The 18,920-nt window shown below is 68.0% G+C and carries 19 protein-coding genes; 11 read left to right on the plus strand and 8 right to left on the minus strand.

The features are described from left to right. Positions 1–52: 52 nt before the first annotated feature. The 5 genes from C6Y44_RS20410 to C6Y44_RS20430 all read left to right on the plus strand — a co-directional run bounded on the left by C6Y44_RS20410 (position 53) and on the right by C6Y44_RS20430 (position 3,630). Entirely contained in the window at positions 53–967 is a 915-nt protein-coding gene (locus tag C6Y44_RS20410) for an LLM class F420-dependent oxidoreductase (RefSeq protein WP_225623839.1), read from the plus strand. Positions 968–1,014: 47 nt separating this feature from the next. Then, positions 1,015–1,404: a nuclear transport factor 2 family protein gene (locus tag C6Y44_RS20415; protein WP_085469130.1), complete on the plus strand. Its 390-nt coding sequence runs from the start codon at positions 1,015–1,017 to the stop codon at positions 1,402–1,404. Positions 1,405–1,482: 78 nt separating this feature from the next. Further along, complete coding sequence (locus tag C6Y44_RS20420; RefSeq protein WP_088898858.1) at positions 1,483–1,977, plus strand: flavin reductase family protein; 495 nt, start codon at positions 1,483–1,485, stop codon at positions 1,975–1,977. A gap of 114 nt (positions 1,978–2,091) precedes the next feature. Continuing rightward, entirely contained in the window at positions 2,092–3,081 is a 990-nt protein-coding gene (locus tag C6Y44_RS20425) for an LLM class flavin-dependent oxidoreductase (RefSeq protein ID WP_159417597.1), read from the plus strand. Positions 3,082–3,177: 96 nt separating this feature from the next. After that, positions 3,178–3,630: a hypothetical protein gene (locus tag C6Y44_RS20430; RefSeq protein ID WP_159417596.1), complete on the plus strand. Its 453-nt coding sequence runs from the start codon at positions 3,178–3,180 to the stop codon at positions 3,628–3,630. 61 nt (positions 3,631–3,691) lie between these two features. Here the strand turns inward: C6Y44_RS20430 and C6Y44_RS20435 are convergent, their stop codons facing one another. The 5 genes from C6Y44_RS20435 to dnaK form a co-directional block, all read right to left on the minus strand. Continuing rightward, positions 3,692–5,227, minus strand: coding sequence for an FAD-binding protein (locus C6Y44_RS20435; RefSeq protein WP_159417595.1), 1,536 nt, complete (start codon positions 5,225–5,227; stop codon positions 3,692–3,694). Between the two features lie 143 nt (positions 5,228–5,370). Next, the gene (locus C6Y44_RS20440; protein WP_016695959.1) at positions 5,371–5,775 is read right to left on the minus strand and encodes a heat shock protein transcriptional repressor HspR; all 405 of its coding nucleotides are present in this window, start codon (positions 5,773–5,775) and stop codon (positions 5,371–5,373) included. Next, complete coding sequence (gene dnaJ, locus C6Y44_RS20445) at positions 5,775–6,947, minus strand: molecular chaperone DnaJ (protein WP_016695958.1); 1,173 nt, start codon at positions 6,945–6,947, stop codon at positions 5,775–5,777. The genes C6Y44_RS20440 and dnaJ overlap by 1 nt, the downstream gene beginning before the upstream one ends. A 32-nt stretch (positions 6,948–6,979) precedes the next feature. Continuing rightward, entirely contained in the window at positions 6,980–7,624 is a 645-nt protein-coding gene (grpE, locus tag C6Y44_RS20450; protein WP_159417594.1) for a nucleotide exchange factor GrpE, read from the minus strand. Then, complete coding sequence (gene dnaK, locus C6Y44_RS20455; protein ID WP_088898851.1) at positions 7,621–9,462, minus strand: molecular chaperone DnaK; 1,842 nt, start codon at positions 9,460–9,462, stop codon at positions 7,621–7,623. Before dnaK ends, grpE begins: the two co-directional genes overlap by 4 nt. Positions 9,463–9,848: 386 nt before the next feature. Here dnaK and C6Y44_RS20460 point away from each other — a divergent pair, with 386 nt between their 5' ends. Continuing rightward, positions 9,849–11,501 (plus strand): flavin-containing monooxygenase, encoded by a 1,653-nt coding sequence (locus C6Y44_RS20460; RefSeq protein WP_159417593.1) that lies wholly within the window; start codon positions 9,849–9,851, stop codon positions 11,499–11,501. 72 nt (positions 11,502–11,573) lie between these two features. On the opposite strand, the gene C6Y44_RS20465 is transcribed toward C6Y44_RS20460, so the two are convergent. Together C6Y44_RS20465 and C6Y44_RS20470 are read right to left on the minus strand one after the other, a co-directional pair. Further along, complete coding sequence (locus tag C6Y44_RS20465) at positions 11,574–12,407, minus strand: mycofactocin-coupled SDR family oxidoreductase (protein ID WP_159417592.1); 834 nt, start codon at positions 12,405–12,407, stop codon at positions 11,574–11,576. Next, complete coding sequence (locus tag C6Y44_RS20470; RefSeq protein ID WP_174246990.1) at positions 12,407–13,216, minus strand: mycofactocin-coupled SDR family oxidoreductase; 810 nt, start codon at positions 13,214–13,216, stop codon at positions 12,407–12,409. The genes C6Y44_RS20465 and C6Y44_RS20470 overlap by 1 nt, the downstream gene beginning before the upstream one ends. A 205-nt stretch (positions 13,217–13,421) precedes the next feature. Here C6Y44_RS20470 and C6Y44_RS20475 point away from each other — a divergent pair, with 205 nt between their 5' ends. From C6Y44_RS20475 to C6Y44_RS20490, 4 genes are all read left to right on the plus strand, one after another. Then, a complete protein-coding gene (locus C6Y44_RS20475; protein ID WP_088898848.1) occupies positions 13,422–14,594 on the plus strand; it encodes a Rieske 2Fe-2S domain-containing protein in 1,173 nt (390 codons plus the stop codon). A 44-nt stretch (positions 14,595–14,638) separates the two neighbouring features. Beyond that, the gene (locus C6Y44_RS20480) at positions 14,639–15,820 is read left to right on the plus strand and encodes an acyl-CoA dehydrogenase family protein (RefSeq protein ID WP_088899743.1); all 1,182 of its coding nucleotides are present in this window, start codon (positions 14,639–14,641) and stop codon (positions 15,818–15,820) included. A 37-nt stretch (positions 15,821–15,857) separates the two neighbouring features. Then, the gene (gene bphC / locus C6Y44_RS20485) at positions 15,858–16,790 is read left to right on the plus strand and encodes a biphenyl-2,3-diol 1,2-dioxygenase (protein ID WP_088899742.1); all 933 of its coding nucleotides are present in this window, start codon (positions 15,858–15,860) and stop codon (positions 16,788–16,790) included. Positions 16,791–16,998: 208 nt separating this feature from the next. After that, positions 16,999–17,787, plus strand: a complete 789-nt coding sequence (locus C6Y44_RS20490) for an IclR family transcriptional regulator (RefSeq protein ID WP_088899741.1) — start codon at positions 16,999–17,001, stop codon at positions 17,785–17,787. A gap of 11 nt (positions 17,788–17,798) precedes the next feature. On the opposite strand, the gene C6Y44_RS20495 is transcribed toward C6Y44_RS20490, so the two are convergent. Next, positions 17,799–18,503, minus strand: coding sequence for a PadR family transcriptional regulator (locus tag C6Y44_RS20495; RefSeq protein ID WP_159417591.1), 705 nt, complete (start codon positions 18,501–18,503; stop codon positions 17,799–17,801). A 151-nt stretch (positions 18,504–18,654) separates the two neighbouring features. Here C6Y44_RS20495 and C6Y44_RS20500 point away from each other — a divergent pair, with 151 nt between their 5' ends. Further along, positions 18,655–18,909: a hypothetical protein gene (locus C6Y44_RS20500; protein ID WP_159417590.1), complete on the plus strand. Its 255-nt coding sequence runs from the start codon at positions 18,655–18,657 to the stop codon at positions 18,907–18,909. Positions 18,910–18,920: the final 11 nt, after the last annotated feature.

Genomic DNA, 18,920 nt, shown 5'->3' on the forward strand with positions numbered 1-18,920 from the left:
CGTTGCGAAGGAGTGTCCTGTCATGGCCCCTGTGCCGAACCGAGATCCGAAGGTGCGGATCGGAATCACCAGTCCGATCGTCACGCGACTTCCGGGTGCGTGCAACGAATGGGAAGCAACCGCCGGGATCGACGAACTGGCACGGATCGCGGTGACCGCCGACCGTTTGGGATTTCATCACCTCACCTGCAGCGAACACGTGGCCGTGCCGGTGCCTGTGGCCGAAGTCCGTGGCGGAACGTACTGGGATCCGTCGGCGACACTCGGCTACCTGGCGGGACGGACCGAACGGATCCGGCTCGCCACGCAGGTACTGGTGCTCGGCTATCACCATCCGTTGGAGATCGCGAAGCGCTACGGCACTCTCGATACCGTCAGCGCAGGTCGGCTGATATTGGGCCTCGGCGTCGGCACGCTACGAGAGGAGTTCGATCTGCTCGATGCCCCCTTCACCGATCGTGGTGAGCGGGCGGACGATTCCCTGGCAGCGCTGCGTGCCGCACTCTCCGAGCGCGTACCGTCCTATCGCGGAAAGTATTTCGAGTTCTCCGACATGGTCGTGGAACCGAACGCGGTACAACCGCGGGTGCCGCTGTGGATCGGCGGGCGCACACCACGCTCCTTGCGACGGGCGTGCGAACTGGCAGACGGCTGGGTTCCTTTCGGCCTGTCGTTCGACGACGTGCAAGCGATGCTCGCCGAGCGACAGGTGCAGTCCGGATTCGAGGTCGTGCTGCCGGCTGCGGGTCTGGATCCGATCGGCGACCCGGACCGGACGAGAAGGAGGCTCGATCGCGCCGTGTCGGCAGGTGCGACGATCATCGGCGCCGGCGTGACCGCCGAGTCGGCCGACCACTACTGCGAGCAGCTCGAGGCTCTCACGGAGCTGTACGGGGAGGCGTTCGGGAACGCCGCGGATCTCCCGCTGCGCGGGAGCGCGACCCCATATCCACCACGACGCGAATAACGTCGACGAAGTCGCCCCTTGACCATCATCAGATCCGAGGAACAGCTATGACCGTGTCCGAAGCAGACGCCCGCACGCAGCGCATCCGCACCACCGTGCACGCCTATCTCGATGCCGTCGCCGCCGGCGTGGCCGCCGACATCGCCGCCCTCTACGCCGACGACGCCACCCTCGAGGATCCTGCCGGCAGCGAGCCTCGCGTGGGCCGGGCAGCGATCACCGAGTTCTACAAGGGTGTCGAGGCGACCGAGAACACCACCGAGCTGCTCACGCTCCGGATCGCCGGGTCGACCGCGGCCTTCCACTTCCGCGTGGTCACGAAGGCGGGCGAGCAGACCTACGAGATCGAACCCATCGACGTGATGACGTTCGACGACGAGGGACGCATCACCAGCATGCGCGCAGTCTGGGCACCGAGCGACATGCGTGTTCGCTGACCGATCGGCGGGACACGGTTCGCACGCCGCACCACAGGTGACGGACACTGGAACGAACCGACCGATAGGAGCTTCTCGATGACAGCGGAACACGCGGTGCTGGATCCTCGGCGGATCCGCGACGTGATGGGCAACTTCTGCACGGGTGTCACGGTGATCACCGCGCTCGACGGCGACGAACCGCTGGGATTCGCATGCCAGTCGTTCGTGTCGGTCTCGCTGGACCCGCCGCTCATCTCGTTCTGTCCCGCCCGCACGTCGACGACCTGGCCGAGGATCCGGGAGGTCGGCAACCTGGCCGTCAACGTCCTGTCCGAGAGCCAGCGCACCCTGTGCGGTGCGTTCGCGGTGAGCGGCGGCAACAAGTTCCGCGGGGTGCGCTGGGAGCCGGGCGACAACGGCGCTCCGGCGCTCGAGGGAGCCCTCGCGCGGGTCGAGGCGACCGTGGAGACCGAGTACGAGGCCGGCGACCACACGATCGTGCTCGCCCGGGTCACGGGGCTGACGTCGCTGCACTCCCGCGGTCCGCTGCTGTTCTTCCAGGGCACCTACGGCGGTTTCGAACGGCGGTGACACCGAACGTCGGCGATGCGGAACGACGGGTGAGGGAATAGACGGTCACCGGTCGAGGTTGCTCCGAAGGTGTGCCCGGCGGCCGATACCGGGCCCCGACGCGAAGGATTACCGGTGACCGTTCCCCTCTCCATCCTCGACCTCGCACACATCGGCAAGGGTGAGACCGCCCGTGAGAGCTTCGACGCCAGCGTGAAGATGGCCCAGCTCGCCGAGCAGTGGGGTTACCGGCGAATCTGGTACGCCGAACACCACAACATGCCGACGATCGCCTCGTCGGCGACGAGCGTGCTCATCGCGCACGTGGCCGCGCACACCTCGTCGATCCGTCTCGGCGCCGGCGGCATCATGCTGCCGAACCACTCTCCGCTGACCATCGCCGAACAGTTCGGCACCCTCGCCACCCTGCATCCCGGTCGCATCGACCTCGGTCTCGGCCGCGCCCCCGGCAGCGACCAGAAGACCATGCGGGCGCTGCGCCGCGACCCGACGTCGGCCGACAGCTTCCCGCAGGACGTCCTCGAACTGCAGGCCTATCTGAAGGGCGAGTCGCGGATCCCGGGAGTCGACGCGATCCCCGGTAAGGGCACCGACGTTCCGCTGTACATCCTGGGCTCGTCGTTGTTCGGCGCGAAACTCGCTGCCCTGCTCGGTCTTCCGTACGCCTTCGCGTCGCACTTCGCGCCGCAGGCCCTCGAGGACGCGGTGCGGCTGTACCGCCGCGAGTTCCAGCCCTCCCCCGACCACCCGGAGCCGCACGTCATCGCGGGTGTCGGCGTGATCGCCGCCGACACCACCGAAGAAGCGCAGTCGCTGTTCGAGGCGACCAAGCGGGCCCGGGTCGTCCAGATGGTCGGACGCGGGCGCACGTTCAGCGAGGAGGAGATCGACATGCTGCTCGACTCTCCCGCCGGCATGCAGGTGCTCGAGATGCTCCGGTACACCGCCGTGGGCACGCCGCAGGAGGTGCGCGACTACCTCGACCGGTTCACCGAGCGCGCGCAGGCCGACGAGCTGATCGTCGTGTCGTCGGCTCCCGGACGCGACGCGTGGCTGCGCTCGCTCGAGCTTGTTGCGCAGGTCAGCGACCTCGTCCCGGCCTGATCGCCGAAGACCGACGGATCGGGCTACCGACGGGTACACTTTGGCGGCCGGCCAGGCACGGCTGAGAACCACGAGTCGTCAACCGCCAGGAGCACGATGAAGTACCGCACCCGCGCTGTCGCAGCGGCAGTGCTGACCGCCGCAGCGGCGATCACTGCACCGGCCGCCGCGACAGCCGATTCCCTTCCCACCGACGGGCCCACCATCTCGGTGACGATCCGCAACGACACCGACGCACCGATGGTGCTCACGTCGACCGAGAACCCCTACGGCAGATGGGTGGACGAGCCGGCCGCGGTGGTCCCGGCCCGTTCCACCGAGACGGTCTCGGCGAGCAGCGCCGACCGGCGCGGGTTCGGCATCCAGATCGACTACACGATGCCCGGCGACGCGACCGTGGCGCTCATGGCCAACAACTACGGCACCGGCGTCGCGAACGGCGACGGCACCCACATCGAGGGTGTCAACCGACACGGCTTCGCGGTCGCGGCGATGGTGGAGGACGGATATCCGTTCATGACAGCGAACTTCGTCGTCACCCGGCCCTGAGACGACGAACCGGGCCCGAAGGGATACCTGCGTATCCTCCCGGGCCCGGTTCGTTCGTGTGTCAGCGGGTGGCCGCGTCCATCACGGACAGGTGCGCGAACAGCGCGCTCGTGCCGATCGGATTACCGCCGCCGGGGTAGACGGTGCCGCTCGGTGCGGCCATCGTGTTGCCCGCCGCGTACAGGCCGGGGATCGGAGCGCCCTCGCTGTCGAGCACGCGCCCGACGGTGTCGGTCCGCAGACCGCCCTTGGTGCCGAGGTCGGAGATGCCGAACTGCGCCGCGTGGAAGGGTCCCTGTTCGATGGGGACCAGCGCGGAACCACCGCCGGTGAAGGCGAGATCGTAAGGTTCGTCCCCGCGACCGAAGTCCTCGTCGACTCCCTTCACGGCCAACTCGTTCCACCGCGCAACGGTCGCCTTCAGGGCTTCGGCGGGCACACCGATCTGCTCGGCGAGTTCCTCGAGGGTGTCGGCGGTCTTCCACAGTCCCGCGTCGACGTACTTCTCGGTCTCGACGAGAGGCACGTTCGTCGCCCCGACCGGCGGGACCTCACCGCTCCGGTCGTCGTAGATCATCCAGAACGGCAACGTCATCTCGCCGCGCTCCATGCGGGCGATGACGTCGCGGCCCAGACGGTCGTAGGGCGCGTACTCGTTGGTGAACCGCGCACCGTCCTGGTCGACGAAGATGCCCCCGGTGAAGCACAGCGCGAACGCCGAACGTCCGTCCGGATGGGTCAGACCCGGCGACCACCAGGCCTCACCCATCAGGTCCACATCGGCGCCCACGGCGATACCCGCCTGGTGTGCCTTGCCCAGATTCGACCACGGACCCATGGAATCCCGTGCGGCGCCCGGAACGCCGTACTTGCTGCGCATCTCGTCGTTCTGATCGAAACCGCCGGCGGCGAGGACGACGCCCTTGCGCGCGCGGATCGTCCGTCGCTCACCGTTGTTCTCGACGATCGCGCCCACCACCACACCGTCTTCGACGATCAGTTCCTCGAGCGGAGTGTTCCGGTACAGCTCCACGTTCGGGTACTTGCGCAGGGCGATGAGGAATCGTCCGACGAGCGCGCGACCGCCGATGAGCATGTCGGGCAGGGGTTCGCCGTTGCGTTCGCGGCCGAGCGGGCCGCGGATCGACTCGTTGAGTTCGGGATCGGCGGCGATGGGCAGCGGCGACGGGACGATGTGACGTCCCTGGGCACGGGCCTTGGGCGCCTTGCCGAAGTAGTCGGGCCACGGGTAGACCATGAATTCGAGGTCGTCGTCGGACTCGAGATAGTCGATCAGCGGGGCGCCGCCGCGGACGTAGGCCTCCTGCAGCTCGCGCGGGGTGCGGTCGCCGACGACCGCGTGGTAGTAGGTCAGTGCGTCCTCGAGGGTGTCGTCGTCACCGGCGCGCTGCAGGACCGCGTTGGTGGGGAACCAGACGCCGCCGCCCCCGGAGTACGCCGTGGTGCCGCCGAAGTACTCGGACGCCTCGACGAGGATCACCGACAGCCCTTCGCGTGCAGCGGTGTACGCACCGCAGCACCCTCCGGCTCCCGACCCCACCACGAGGACGTCGCATTCTTCCGCCCACTCCGCCATGACTGTTGCCTTCCGTCGACCGTTCGTGTGGAACACGCCACACTAGGCAGACCTCGGGTCCGCACAGGGCGATCGTCTCGCTGGGCGGGAGATTTTCGTTCTCGACCGTTCCGGCGGATCAGTCCCGCTCGACCGCGGTGCGGTCAGTCTCGTCTGTTGCGCGGCTTCCACACCACGAGGGCGTTGCTGCGCGGAATCGGCACCAGATCGCCGCGCGTCGAACGCAACTGGGCGACCTCTGCGTTGAGTTCGGCGACGCGCTGCTGCAGCGCCTCGACCTGGTTGGTCAGCTCTATGATCCGCTTGATCCCGGCGAGGTTGACACCTTCGTCCTGGGAGAGGCGCTGCACTTCGCGCAGCAGTTCGACGTCGCGCGGCGAGTACCGGCGGCCGCCACCGCTGGTGCGGTGCGGGGTGACGAGTCCGAGCCGGTCGTAGTTACGCAGCGTCTGCGCATGCATCCCGGCGAGTTCTGCTGCCACCGAGATGACGTAGACGCGCGCATCGGGGTCCGGTGACAGATCCCGTGGCATTCTCGTCTCGCTCATCACGCACCTGCCCATCCCTCTCGAGGATCGAAACCGCTTGCCTCTTCTGCACGAAGATAGTTGTGCAGCGCTTCGGTCGCCTTCTCGTCGAGATTCTGCGGGATCGCGACCTTCACCGTGACGAGAAGATCACCGGCGCCGCCCCCGCGCTTGGGGACGCCGCGTCCGCGGACCCGCAGGACCCGGCCGTCGACCGTTCCCGGCGGGATCTTCAGTCCGACGCGGCCGTCGAGGGTCGGCACCGAGACGGTGCCGCCGAGGACGAGTTCGCCGTAGCTGACGGGCAGCACGAGGGTCAGATCGTCGCCCTCACGTCCGAACACGCGGTCGGGGCGCACGTGCACCGTCACGAACAGGTCGCCGGACGGGGCGCCGCGCAGACCGGCCTCACCCTGACCGGCGAGGCGGATACGCGAGCCGTCCTTGATGCCTGCGGGGACCCGCACGGTGATGGTGCGGGTGCGGTTCTGCACACCGGTACCGCGGCAGTCGCTGCAGGGGTTGTCGATGATCGATCCGCTGCCCCGGCAGTCGTCGCACGGTTCCGAGAATCCGAACGCGCCCTGGTTACGGGAGACCACACCGCTTCCGTTGCAGTTCGGGCAGACCCGCGGGCTCGTTCCCGGCTGGGCACCGCTGCCGTGGCAGGTGGTGCACGGCGCCGGGCTGGTCATCCGCAGGGGAACCGTGACGCCCTGGACGGCGTCGCGGAAGTCGAGCGTCGTCTCGGTCTCGACATCGGAGCCGCGACGTGGACGCGAACGGCCGGCGGTGGAAGCAGTGCCGCCACCGGCGCGGTTGAACAGGCCACCGAAGAGGTCGCCGAGCCCACCGTCGCCGCCGCCGCCGAACAGGTCGCCGATGTCGAAGGTCGCTCCGGTCCCACCGGAGAATCCGCCGGCGCCGGGACGGAAGCCGCCCGGCATGCCGCCGGAGGCGAACAGGCGCCGGGTCTCGTCGTATTCCTTGCGCTTGGCGGGATCCGACAGGACGGCGTTGGCCTCGCTGACGGCCTTGAAACGTTCCTCGGCCTTGGTATCACCGGGGTTGGCGTCGGGATGCAGGTCCCGCGCCAGTTTCCGGTAGGCCTTCTTGATCTCGTCCTGCGTTGCGTCGGGGGAGACGCCCAGGTCCTTGTAGAAGTCCTTCTCGATCCACTCCCGCTGGCTCACCGGGCGTCTCCTCCTCTCGCGTTTTCTTGTTCTTACTCTGTGCCCGGCTCCGCCGACGGCGCGTCACCCGGCGTGTCCGCCGGATCGCCGTCGGTGACCGTCACCATCGCGTGCCGCAGGATGCGGTCGCCGAAGCGGTAACCCTTGCGGAGCACCGCTCCGAGCACCGGGTGGTGACCGTCGCCTTCCATCTGGACGGCCTCGTGCAGCTCGGGATCGAAGGCGTCGCCTTCCTCGCCGAACGCGACGAGTCCGACACTGTCGAACACACCGGTCAGCTTGCCGGAGAGCGCCTTCAGCGGGCCCGTCTCCAGGTCGCCGTGGGCGCGGGCCCGGTCGAGGTCGTCGAGGACGTCGAGGAACTTCGCCGCGACGGAGGCCTTGGCCTCCTCCGCGATCGCCGTGCGCTGCGCCTCGGCGCGGCGACGGTAGTTCGCGTACTCCGCGCTCACGCGCTGCAGGTCGGCGGTGCGCTCGGCGAGTTCCTTCGCCTCCTGCGACTGCTCTTCGGTCTGCTCGGCCTTCTCGGCCTCACCCTCCGCAGGAACCGACTCGATCACCTCGCCCTCCTCGGCGCGCGGCTCCTCGGCGGGGTCGCGCACCTCGAAGGTCTCGGGGTCGATCCGTCGCTTGTCGGTGACGGTCACCGGTTCCTGCTCGGGCTTGTCGGCACTCACTTCTTCTCCGAATCGTTCGGCTCGTCGACGACCTCGGCGTCGACGACGTCGTCGGCACCTGCGGCCGCGCCGTCACCGGCAGCGGCACCCTCGGCGCCCTGCGCCTCGTAGATGGCCTGGCCGAGGGCCTGCGACTCGGTCGCGAGCTTCTCGACGGCGGCCTTGACCGCGTTGATGTCGGAGCCGGCGAGGGCGTCGTTGGCTTCCTTGATGGCAGCCTCGACCTTCTCCTTGACGTCGGCCGGGACCTTGTCCTCGTTCTCCTTGATGAACTTCTCGGTCTGGTGCACGAGCGACTCGGCCTGGTTGCGGACCTCGGCCTCCTCGCGACGCTTGCGGTCCTCCTCGGCGTGGGCCTCGGCGTCCTTGACCATCCGGTCGATCTCCTCCTGGGAGAGGCCGGAGCCCTCCTGGATCCTGATCGTGTTCTCCTTGCCGGTGCCCTTGTCGCGGGCGGTGACGTGGACGATGCCGTTGGCGTCGATGTCGAAGGTCACCTCGATCTGCGGGACACCGCGCGGAGCCGGGGCGATGCCGCCGAGCTCGAACGAGCCGAGCAGCTTGTTGTGCGCCGCGATCTCACGCTCGCCCTGGAAGACCTGGATCTGCACCGACGGCTGGTTGTCGTCGGCGGTGGTGAAGGTCTCCGACCGCTTGGTGGGGATCGTGGTGTTGCGCTCGATGAGCTTGGTCATCACGCCGCCCTTGGTCTCGATACCCAGCGACAGCGGGGTGACGTCGAGCAGCAGCACGTCCTTGACCTCGCCCTTGAGGACGCCGGCCTGCAGGGCTGCACCCACGGCGACGACCTCGTCGGGGTTCACACCCTTGTTGGGCTCGCGGCCACCGGTGAGCTCGCGCACCAGGTCGGTGACGGCGGGCATACGGGTCGAGCCGCCGACCAGCACGACGTGGTCGATGTCGCCGACGGAGATGCCGGCGTCCTTGACGACCTGCTGGAACGGAGCGCGGGTGCGCTCGAGGAGGTCGCCGGTGATCTTCTGGAACTCCGAGCGGGTGAGCTGCTCGTCGAGGAACAGCGGGTTCTTGTCCGCGTCGACGGTGATGTAGGGCAGGTTGATCGAGGTCGACTGCGAGGACGACAGCTCGATCTTGGCCTTCTCGGCAGCCTCGCGCAGACGCTGCAGGGCCATCTTGTCCTTGGTCAGGTCGACGCCGTGCTGGCCCTTGAACTTCTCGACGAGCCAGTTGACGACGCGCTCGTCCCAGTCGTCGCCACCGAGGTGGTTGTCGCCGGAGGTCGCGCGGACCTCGACGACACCGTCACCGATCTCGAGGAGGGAGACGTCGAAGGTGCCGCCACCGAGGTCGAAGACCAGGATGGTCTGCTCCTTCTCGCCCTTGTCGAGGCCGTAGGCGAGGGCAGCCGCGGTGGGCTCGTTGACGATGCGCAGGACGTTGAGGCCGGCGATGGTGCCGGCTTCCTTCGTGGCCTGACGCTGGGCGTCGTTGAAGTACGCCGGGACGGTGATGACCGCGTCGGTGATGTCCTCACCGAGGTAGGCCTCGGCGTCGCGCTTGAGCTTCATCAGCGTGCGGGCGCTGATCTCCTGCGGCGTGTACTTCTTGTCGTCGATGGCCACGGTCCAGTCCGTGCCGATGTGGCGCTTGACCGAACGGATGGTGCGGTCGACGTTGGTGACCGCCTGGTTCTTGGCGGGCTGGCCCACCAGAACCTCACCGTTCTTCGCGAATGCGACGACGGACGGGGTGGTGCGGGACCCCTCGGCGTTGGCGACCACAACGGGCTCGCCGCCTTCCAGAACGGAAACGACCGAGTTGGTGGTTCCGAGGTCGATGCCGACCGCACGAGCCATAATTTTCCTCCAATGTTCCAGCCGCGACGCGTGCGCGCCGCGAAAACGTTCCATGCCCGACCTGAGCCCGTTCGACTCAGGTGAGCGCGGTCGACTCAAGCCTGCACCCGAGCGGTCCACGCCGTCAAGTGAAGTTGAGTCTCATGCGCTCAAGTTGCCTGACTCGTCCAACGGCAGGTAGTGGACTTTTGTTCCGAGCGTGACGCAGATCACGTAGACATCGGGGTCACGCTGTTCCGCTCGCTCCACCGCGTCCGCGGAAACGACCCGCTGGGCGGGAGAGACCGGTGCCCCGCCCGTTCCCGCAGCCCTAGCGTGAGGCCACTTCATGAACCTCCGTGTCCGTTCCGGGACCGGACCGTTCGCGCTCGTGGAAGGACTCCAAGTTGAACGGACAGCATTTCCGATCCGTCGTCACCGCACCCGATGCCACCTCGTACGACGTCGTCGTGGTCGGGGCCGGCATCGCCGGCCTCTACGCGATCCACCGATTCCGCAGCCAGGGCCTGACGGTCCGCGCGTTCGAGGCCGCGTCGGGGGTGGGCGGGGTCTGGTACTGGAACCGCTACCCCGGCGCGCGCTGCGACGTCGAGTCGATCGACTACTCCTATTCCTTCTCCCCCGAACTCGAGCAGGAGTGGAACTGGAGCGAGAAGTACGCCACCCAGCCCGAGATCCTCGCCTATCTCGAGCACGTCGCCGACCGCTTCGACCTGCGCCGCGACATCCGGTTCGACACCCGCGTCACCTCCGCGGTCCTCGACGAGGACGCCCTGCGCTGGACCGTGCGCACCGATCGCGGTGACGAGGTCTCGGCCCGCTTCCTCGTCGTGGCCGCCGGGCCGCTGTCGAACGCGAACACCCCGGCATTCGACGGCCTCGACCGCTTCACCGGCGACATCGTCCACACGGCCCGCTGGCCCCACGACGGCGTCGATCTCACCGGCAAGCGCGTCGGCGTGATCGGCACCGGATCGTCGGGCATCCAGTCGATCCCGATCATCGCCGAGCAGGCCGAGCGGCTGTTCGTCTTCCAGCGCTCGGCGAACTACAGCATCCCCGCCGGCAACGTGCCGCTCGACGACGCCACCCGCGCCGAGCAGAAGGCGAACTACGCCGAACGGCGCCGGCTGTCACGGGAATCCGGCGGCGGCTCTCCGCACCGGCCGCACCCGAAGTCGGCACTCGAGGTCTCCGAGGACGAACGACGCGCCGTCTACGAGGAACGCTGGAAGCTCGGCGGCGTCCTTTATTCCAAGGCGTTCCCCGATCAGCTCACCGATCCCGCCGCCAACGACACCGCCCGTGCGTTCTGGGAGGAGAAGATCCGCGCGGTCGTCGACGATCCCGCGGTCGCCGAGCTGCTGATCCCCAAGGACCACGCGATCGGCGCCAAGCGCATCGTCACCGACAGCGGGTACTACGAGACGTACAACCGTGACAACGTCGAACTCGTCGACCTGCGCAGCACGCCGCTCGTCGGTATGGACGAGACCGGCATCGTCACCACCGGCGCGCACTACGACCTCGACGTGATCGTCCTCGCGACCGGCTTCGACGCCATGACCGGTTCGCTCGACAAGCTCGAGATCGTCGGCCGCGGTGGCCGCACCCTGAAGGAGAAGTGGGCGGCCGGCCCGCAGACCTATCTCGGACTCGGCATCGACGGCTTCCCCAACTTCTTCAACCTCACCGGTCCCGGCAGTCCGTCGGTCCTCGCGAACATGGTGTTGCACTCCGAACTCCACGTCGACTGGGTCGCCGACGCGATCGCCTATCTCGATGCGCGCGGCGCCGCCGGTATCGAGGGCACGCCGGAGGCCGTCGCCGACTGGGTGGAGGAATGCCGCAACCGGGCCGAGGCGTCGCTGCTGAACTCCGCGAACTCCTGGTACCTCGGCGCGAACATCCCGGGGCGGCCCCGCGTGTTCATGCCCTTCCTCGGTGGCTTCGGCGTCTACCGCGAGATCATCACGGAGGTCGCCGAATCCGGGTACAAGGGGTTCGCGATCCTCGAGGGCCGCGACCCCGGACGGTAGGACAAAGGACCGACCGGTTGCGCCCGTCGAGCAATTCGTCCGGGCGCAACCGGTGGTGGTCCGGCCCAGTGCTTACTTGATGCAGTGACCGGCGTCGACGGGCAGGGTGACACCGGTGATGTAGCGGGACTCCTCGGATGCGAGGAACAGGCTCGCGTTCGCGATGTCCTCGGGTTCGATCAACGGCACGGGGAGCAGGTGCATCGACTGCAGGGCCGCCTCGAACTGCTCCCGCGTCGGGTTCTCGACACCCGGGCAGAAGGTGCGCATCGTGGCCGGGTTCTCCACCATCGTGGTCCGGGTGTTGGCGGGGTGGATCGTGTTGACCCGCACCCGATGCGGGGCGAGTTCGTTGGCGAGCGACTTCATCAGCCCCACCACACCGTGCTTGGCGGCGGTGTAGTGCCCGACGCTCACGAGCCCGCGCAGACCGGCGATCGAACTGACGAGCACGATCGAACCTCCGCGACCACCGGTCACGATGTGCGGGATCGCGGCCTTGCACGTGCGCCACACGCCGGTGAGGTTGACGTCGAGCATGGTCTGCCAGCGTTCGGAGTCCATCTCCGTCGCCCGGCCCGACGAGCTGATGCCCGCCGTCGCGCACACGACGTCGAGCCGGCCGAGCGCGGCGACCCCTTGCGCCACCGCGTCGTCGAGCGACGGCTGGTCGCGCACGTCCACCTCGAAGGCACAGATCTTCCGGCCGACCGATTCCACCAGTCGCACGGTCTCCGCGAGATCGGCAGGTGACGCGCCGGGGGTGGTCGCGTGGTCCACCGGGGCGCACACGTCGACGGCGACGATGTCGGCGCCCTCCTGCGCGAACCGCACCGCCTGGGCGCGGCCCATCCCCCGCGCCGCGCCGGTGATCAGCGCGACCTTCCCGTCCAGACGTCCGCTCATCACGCCACCTTCTGGGTCAGGCCGCCGTCGACGACCATCTGCAGGCCGGTGACGTAACGGGATTCGTCGGATGCGAGGAACAACACCGCATTGCTCACGTCGGCCGGTTCGACCCACGGCACGCGCAACAGCGTCTTCGTCGACAGCACCTCCGCGGCGTCGTCGGCGGTGGGCGCCTCGAGATCGGGACGCAACCGCGCGAAGGTCGCGGGGTTGAGCGTCATCGGTGTCGCCGCCGCACCCGGATGAACGGTGTTGACGCGGATCGCCCGCGGTCCGAGTTCGTTCGCCAGGGTCTTGGCCAGACCCGTGACCGCGTGCTTCGCCGCCGAGTAGTGCGACGCTCCCGGTACGGCCTTGATCGCGGCGGTCGAGCTGACGATGATCACCGAACCACCGGCGGGATCGAGTTCGGCGACACCGGCTTTGACGGTGTGCCACGTTCCGGTGAGGTTGACGTCGATCGACCGGTTCCAGATCTCGTCGTCGATCTCCCAGGACGGGCCCGGATTGTCGCTGATGCCGGCGTTCGCGACGACGACGTCGAGCGGGCCGAGCTCGGACACTCCGGCCCGCACCGCTGCGACCACCGCGTCGAAGTCGCGGACGTCCGCTGTTCCGGTGACGATCCGGCGGCCCGTCGCGCGGACGAGGCGAGCGGTTTCGTCCAGTTCGGCCTCCGTGCGACCACCCGGCAGATCCAGCGCGACGATGTCGGCACCCTCCTCCGCCAGCCGCGTCGCGCATGCGCGCCCCAGCCCACCTGCGGCGCCCGTGATCAGCGCGACCTTCCCGGTCATCCGTGCCATGAACGTTCCTTTCGCCGTGATGTGCCGCGACGCTAACGACCGGCGACGCCGATCCGGGAGGTCTTCTCCCGTGTGACGGGAGGCGTCCTCCCCACCGATTTGTCGCGTTCCATCCAGCGGGAGACACGCTTCACGCGGCGAGTGGCCGACGAGTTCCATGAGGCGCATCACAAGTCTCTCCACCACTGACGGCACGGAGGAATTCATGTCCATCGACACCGCACGCTCCACACCGGACGACGACGTCGAGATCCGCGAGATCCAGGCCGCGGCCGCTCCCACCCGCTTCGCCCGTGGCTGGCACTGCCTCGGCCTGCTCCGCGACTTCCAGGACGGCAAGCCGCACTCCATCGAGGCCTTCGGCACCAAGCTGGTCGTGTTCGCCGACAGCAAGGGGCAGCTCAACGTCCTCGACGCCTACTGCCGGCACATGGGTGGCGACCTGAGCCGCGGCGAGGTCAAGGGCGACTCGATCGCGTGCCCGTTCCACGACTGGCGCTGGAACGGCAAGGGCAAGTGCACCGACATCCCCTACGCCCGGCGTGTCCCGCCGATCGCAAAGACCCGCGCCTGGACGACCCTCGAGCGCAACGGCCAGCTGTACGTGTGGAACGACCCGCAGGGCAATCCGCCGCCGGAGGACGTCACCATCCCGGAGATCGCCGGCTACGGCACCGACGAGTGGACGGACTGGAGCTGGAAGAGCCTGCGTATCAAGGGTTCGCACTGCCGCGAGATCGTCGACAACGTCGTCGACATGGCGCACTTCTTCTACATCCACTACTCGTTCCCGCGCTACTTCAAGAACGTCTTCGAGGGCCACACCGCCACGCAGTACATGCACTCGACCGGTCGCGAGGACGTCATCAGCGGCACCAACTACGACGACCCCAACGCCGAACTGCGTTCGGAAGCGACCTATTTCGGCCCGTCGTACATGATCGACTGGCTCGAATCCGATGCCAACGGCCAGACCATCGAGACGGTGCTCATCAACTGCCACTACCCGGTGAGCAACAACGAGTTCGTGCTGCAGTACGGCGCGATCGTCAAGAAGCTCCCGGGTGTGTCGGACGAGATGGCCGCCGGGATGGCCGCACAGTTCGCCGAGGGTGTGCAGCTCGGTTTCGAGCAGGACGTCGAGATCTGGAAGAACAAGGCACCCATCGACAATCCGCTGCTGTCCGAGGAGGACGGCCCGGTCTACCAGCTGCGTCGCTGGTACCAGCAGTTCTACGTCGATGTCGAGGACATCACCGAGGACATGACCAAGCGCTTCGAGTTCGAGATCGACACCACCCGGGCGGTCGCGAGCTGGCAGAAGGAGGTCGCGGAGAACCTCGCGAAGCAGGCCGAAGACTCGACCGCGACCCCCTAGAGGCCCCTCGTCGCATCCCCCACCCCACCAGAAGGAACACGATCATGAGCTACGAAGTCCTGGCCGGCATCGAGGCCGCGGCCGACGACATCTTCGTCGAAGGTGTCGAGGCCGAACGAATCGGCAAGGTCGCCGACGCGACCGTCAAGCGCATGAAGGAGTCCGGCTCCATCCGCATGCTGCAGCCCAAGGAGCACGGCGGTTTCGAGTCGCATCCACGCGAGTTCGCCGAGACGGTCATGCGGATGGCGTCGCTCAATCCTTCGGCCGGCTGGGTCCACGGCATCGTGGGCGTGCATCCCTGGCAGCTCGCGTTCGCCGATCCCAGGGTCCAGCAGGAGGTCTGGGGCGAGGACCAGGACACGTGGCTCGCGTCGCCGTACATGCCGGGCGGCATGTGTGTGCCGGTCGACGGCGGCTACAAGTTCTCCGGCAGGTGGTCGTTCTCTTCGGGTACCGACCACTGCGACTGGGCGTTCCTCGGCGCGATGGCGTGCAATCCGGACGGCAGCGTGCAGATGCCGCCGCGCATGCTGCACGTGATCATCCCGCGGTCCGACTACCGGATCATTGACGACTCGTGGGACGTCGTGGGTCTGCGCGGGACGGGGTCGAAGGACGTCGTCGTCGAGGACGCGTTCGTGCCGGACTACCGCGTCATGGACTGCGACGAGGTCATCGACGGCACCGCCGTCCGCAAGTACGGCCGCACCGAGTCGCTGTACCTGATGCCGTGGTCGAACATGTTCCCGCTCGGGATCACCTCGGCCACCATCGGCATCTGCGAGGGCCTGCTGCACCACGCCAACGAGTACCAGCGCGAGCGCATCAACCCCCAGGGCACGGCCGTCAAGGACGATCCCTACACCCTGTTCGCGATCGGTGAGGCCACGGCGAAACTGCGGTCGGCGCGGGATTCGTTGCTCGCCAACGTCGATCGCATGTGGGACATCGTCGACTCCGGGAGGACGCCGACCTTCGAGCAGCGTGCCCTCGGCCGCGAGACCCAGGTGAACGCCGCCTGGCAGGCCGTCACGGCCGTCGACCAGGTCTACGCCCGGTGCGGCGGTAACGCCTTGCGGATGGACAAGCCGATGCAGCGGTTCTGGCGCGACGCGCACGCCGGTCTGCACCACGCGATCCACGTCCCGGGCACGGTCTACCACGCGGCGACGCTGAGCGGCCTCGGCGTGGACCCGCAGGGTCCGCTGCGGGCGATGATCTGACCTTCCACACATCCGAATCGACAACGGAGACAACAGTATGAGCAAGCCCGACGTCGGCAGTTTCGGCACCGACATCCGCGGTCTGGGATACGTGAGGATCCAGACGAACGACATGGAGCGCTGGCGGAAGTTCGCCTTCGAGGTCCTCGGCTTCGCCCAGGGGTCCGGGCCGGAGGAGAACGCGCTGTACCTGCGCATGGACGAGCGCAGCGCGCGCATCGTGGTGGTGCCGGGCGAGGACGACAGGGTCGTCACGATCGGCTGGGAGGTCCGCGACCGCGCGGCCCTGGCACGCGTCCAGGCAGCCGTCGAGGCGGCCGGGGTGGCCGTCAAGCCGCTGTCGGTCGAGGAAGCCGACCTGCGCCGGGTGGAGGAGGTCATCACCTTCCAGGACCCGAGCGGCGCGACCCTCGAGGTCTTCCACGGCCCGGTGCTCGACCACAGCCCGGTGGTCACGCCGTTCGGGGCGAGGTTCGTGACGGGCGCGCAGGGACTCGGCCACGTCGTCCTGCCGGTCACCGACATCAACGGCACCTTCGACTTCTACACCGAGGTCCTCGGCTTCCTGCCGCGCGGTGCCTTCCGGTTGCCGGCACCGCCGGAGTTCGGGCCGATGCGCCTGCGCTTCCTGGGCGTCAACCAGCGCCATCACAGCCTCGCGCTGATCCCGGCTCCGCACGGTGGCGCCCCGGGGCTGATCCACCTCATGGTCGAGGTCGACACCCTCGACGCGGTCGGCCAGGCTCTCGACCGAGTCGTCAAGGACGGTTTCTCGGTGTCGTCGACGCTGGGCCGCCACACCAACGACAAGATGGTGTCGTTCTACGTCCGCGCTCCCGGCGGTTGGGACATCGAGTTCGGTACGGACGGGCAGCTCGTGGACGAGACCTTCTACACGTCCGAGGAGATCACCGCCGACAGCTACTGGGGCCACGACTGGTCCGGCAGCGAGCCGCTCGCCGCCATGTAGCACCGCAGCTCCGCACTTCCGGCCAACTGCAGATCGCTCCCCGAAGAGGGGGAACTCCGTCCACCAGGACAGCGAGTTCCCCCTCTTCGGCATGCAATCTCGGTGATCCACTTCACAAATCCGCGCGCATATGTCACTATTCCTAATAGAAAGACCCACGTCAGTTGGGTTTCGTGGCGATTCTCGCCCCTGATCGAGGGAGATATCGGTGACCGCACCCGCGACTGCAGACTCCACCCCCACCGCAATTCTCGAACGGATCTCGCTCGTCCTGGACGCCTTCGACGGCCCCGGACGGCTCACGCTCGCCCAGGTCGTCAGGCGAACCGGGCTGCCCCGCTCGTCCGCTCATCGGATGCTCGAACGACTCGTCGAGATGCGGTGGTTGCGCCGCGAGGGCCGCGACTACGAACTCGGCACCCGTTTGATGGAGCTCGGTTCGATCGCCGTCCACCAGAACCGCCTGCACAGCGCCGCCGCCCCGATCCTGCACGACCTGCACCGCGCCACCGGATACGTCGTGCACCTCGGCGTACTCGACGGACCCGACGTGCTCTACCTCGACAAGGTCGGTGGCCGGCTCGCCACCGAGCTGCCCACCCGCGTCGGCAGTCGCTATCCCGCACGCAATTCCGCGATCGGCAAGGCCCTGCTCGCCTACACCCCGCACAGCACCGACGACCTCGCCGATCTCACCCCCGAACTGCGCAAGGTCCGCGAGACGGGCGTGGCGTACGAGGTGGCCCGGATCTCCGGCGGGATCGGCATCATCGCCGTCCCGATCGGCCCCGTCGGCGATGTCGTCGCCGCCCTGTCCATCTGCGGGCCGACCAGCCACCTCAAGTTCGACCACCGCCACGCCGCCCCGGTCCGTATGGCGGCGAACGCGATCCACCGATCTCTCACCGGACGCCCCCGCACTGCGCCGGTCGTGCCGCGGCCGCGCCACCAGGGCCTCTCCGCAGCGGCGGCACAGCCCCGCCTGCAGTACGCCTGAGCGGCGCCGACTCAGCTGCGCTCGCGCCGTTCGAGCCCCAGCACGAAGTCCTCCACGTCGCGCCAGGACCCGGCGACCTGCGGAACGGGATTGCCCAGTTCGTCGCGGTCCTGGACGGACGAGAAGGTCTCGGCCGCCTCGTCGATGTCGGCCAGGACCTGCTTCGCCAGATCGATCTCGGCCTGGAAGTAGCGTTCGGACCAGACCAGGCTCATCCGGGAGAACGCCCATGCCGGTTCGCGGTTGGCGTGATCGCCGTGCAGCTTCGCCCGCTCCCGCATGGACTCCATGTTCTCGATGTGCGACCGGACGAGCTTCTTCAGTTCGTCGGGCTCGTTGAGATGCCCCATCCACAGTCGCAGCATGAGACCGTGCTTGAGGACCGGCTGCTCGACGGGCGCCGCCCGCGACCAGTTCCGCACGGCACGGGTGCCGCGTTCGGTGATGCGGTAGACCCGGCGGCCACGCTCCCCCGGCTCGGACACCATCTCCGACTCTGCCAGTCCCGCCGCCTCGAGCTTCTTGAGTTCGGCGTAGATCTGGCTGACGGACGGACTCCAGTAGAAGAAGCCGATGCTCCAGTCCGCCCACTTCTTCAGGTCGTAGCCGGTGAGTCCCTCACCGAAGGTGAGCATGCCCAGAACGGCCCAACTCGTGGCGGGCAACGACGGGTAGCTGTCGTCGGAAGCATCGGCGACAGGCTCGGTCTCGGGCATGATCGAAGCCTAACAGCCCAGGTAGATGCGGGTGCAGCGCGCGGTCTTCCGTCCACTGAGCGGAACATGGTCTCCCGTTCGGTGGGAGAACGGGAGACTCGACCGGGCGCCGCAACTAGCGTCGCTGTCACAGCCCCCAGGAGGTCCGATCATGGAAAGCGTCACCTGCAACCACTGCAGCAATCGCGTCCTCGTCGAGAAGTACAGCGAGGCACACACCAGCATCCAGTGGCTCGACGACGCCGACAGCGTCTGCCCCGAGTTCGCGCAGGCCCGCACCGCCCAGGAGGGCCGCGCCTGGATCCCCACCTGCCACAAACTGCAGCAGACGATCGACGACCTGATCGTCTCCGGCCAGATCGGCCTGTCGCTGCGCAGCTATCCGGTACCCGGCCGCCTCGAATGACGCGGAGCGCG

This window comes from Rhodococcus rhodochrous, from assembly GCF_014854695.1.
Taxonomy (GTDB): domain Bacteria; phylum Actinomycetota; class Actinomycetes; order Mycobacteriales; family Mycobacteriaceae; genus Rhodococcus.

Excerpts from the sequence above, each read along its gene's own strand:
- C6Y44_RS20415 (WP_085469130.1), top strand. The coding sequence starts at position 1,015 with ATGACCGTGTCCGAAGCAGACGCCCGCACGCAGCGCATCCGCACCACC.
- C6Y44_RS20420 (WP_088898858.1), top strand. The coding sequence starts at position 1,483 with ATGACAGCGGAACACGCGGTGCTGGATCCTCGGCGGATCCGCGACGTG.
- C6Y44_RS20430 (WP_159417596.1), top strand. The coding sequence starts at position 3,178 with ATGAAGTACCGCACCCGCGCTGTCGCAGCGGCAGTGCTGACCGCCGCA.
- C6Y44_RS20435 (WP_159417595.1), bottom strand. The coding sequence starts at position 5,227 with ATGGCGGAGTGGGCGGAAGAATGCGACGTCCTCGTGGTGGGGTCGGGA.
- C6Y44_RS20440 (WP_016695959.1), bottom strand. The coding sequence starts at position 5,775 with ATGAGCGAGACGAGAATGCCACGGGATCTGTCACCGGACCCCGATGCG.
- dnaK (WP_088898851.1), bottom strand. The coding sequence starts at position 9,462 with ATGGCTCGTGCGGTCGGCATCGACCTCGGAACCACCAACTCGGTCGTT.
- C6Y44_RS20465 (WP_159417592.1), bottom strand. The coding sequence starts at position 12,407 with ATGAGCGGACGTCTGGACGGGAAGGTCGCGCTGATCACCGGCGCGGCG.
- C6Y44_RS20470 (WP_174246990.1), bottom strand. The coding sequence starts at position 13,216 with ATGGCACGGATGACCGGGAAGGTCGCGCTGATCACGGGCGCCGCAGGT.
- C6Y44_RS20475 (WP_088898848.1), top strand. The coding sequence starts at position 13,422 with ATGTCCATCGACACCGCACGCTCCACACCGGACGACGACGTCGAGATC.
- C6Y44_RS20480 (WP_088899743.1), top strand. The coding sequence starts at position 14,639 with ATGAGCTACGAAGTCCTGGCCGGCATCGAGGCCGCGGCCGACGACATC.
- bphC (WP_088899742.1), top strand. The coding sequence starts at position 15,858 with ATGAGCAAGCCCGACGTCGGCAGTTTCGGCACCGACATCCGCGGTCTG.
- C6Y44_RS20495 (WP_159417591.1), bottom strand. The coding sequence starts at position 18,503 with ATGCCCGAGACCGAGCCTGTCGCCGATGCTTCCGACGACAGCTACCCG.
- C6Y44_RS20500 (WP_159417590.1), top strand. The coding sequence starts at position 18,655 with ATGGAAAGCGTCACCTGCAACCACTGCAGCAATCGCGTCCTCGTCGAG.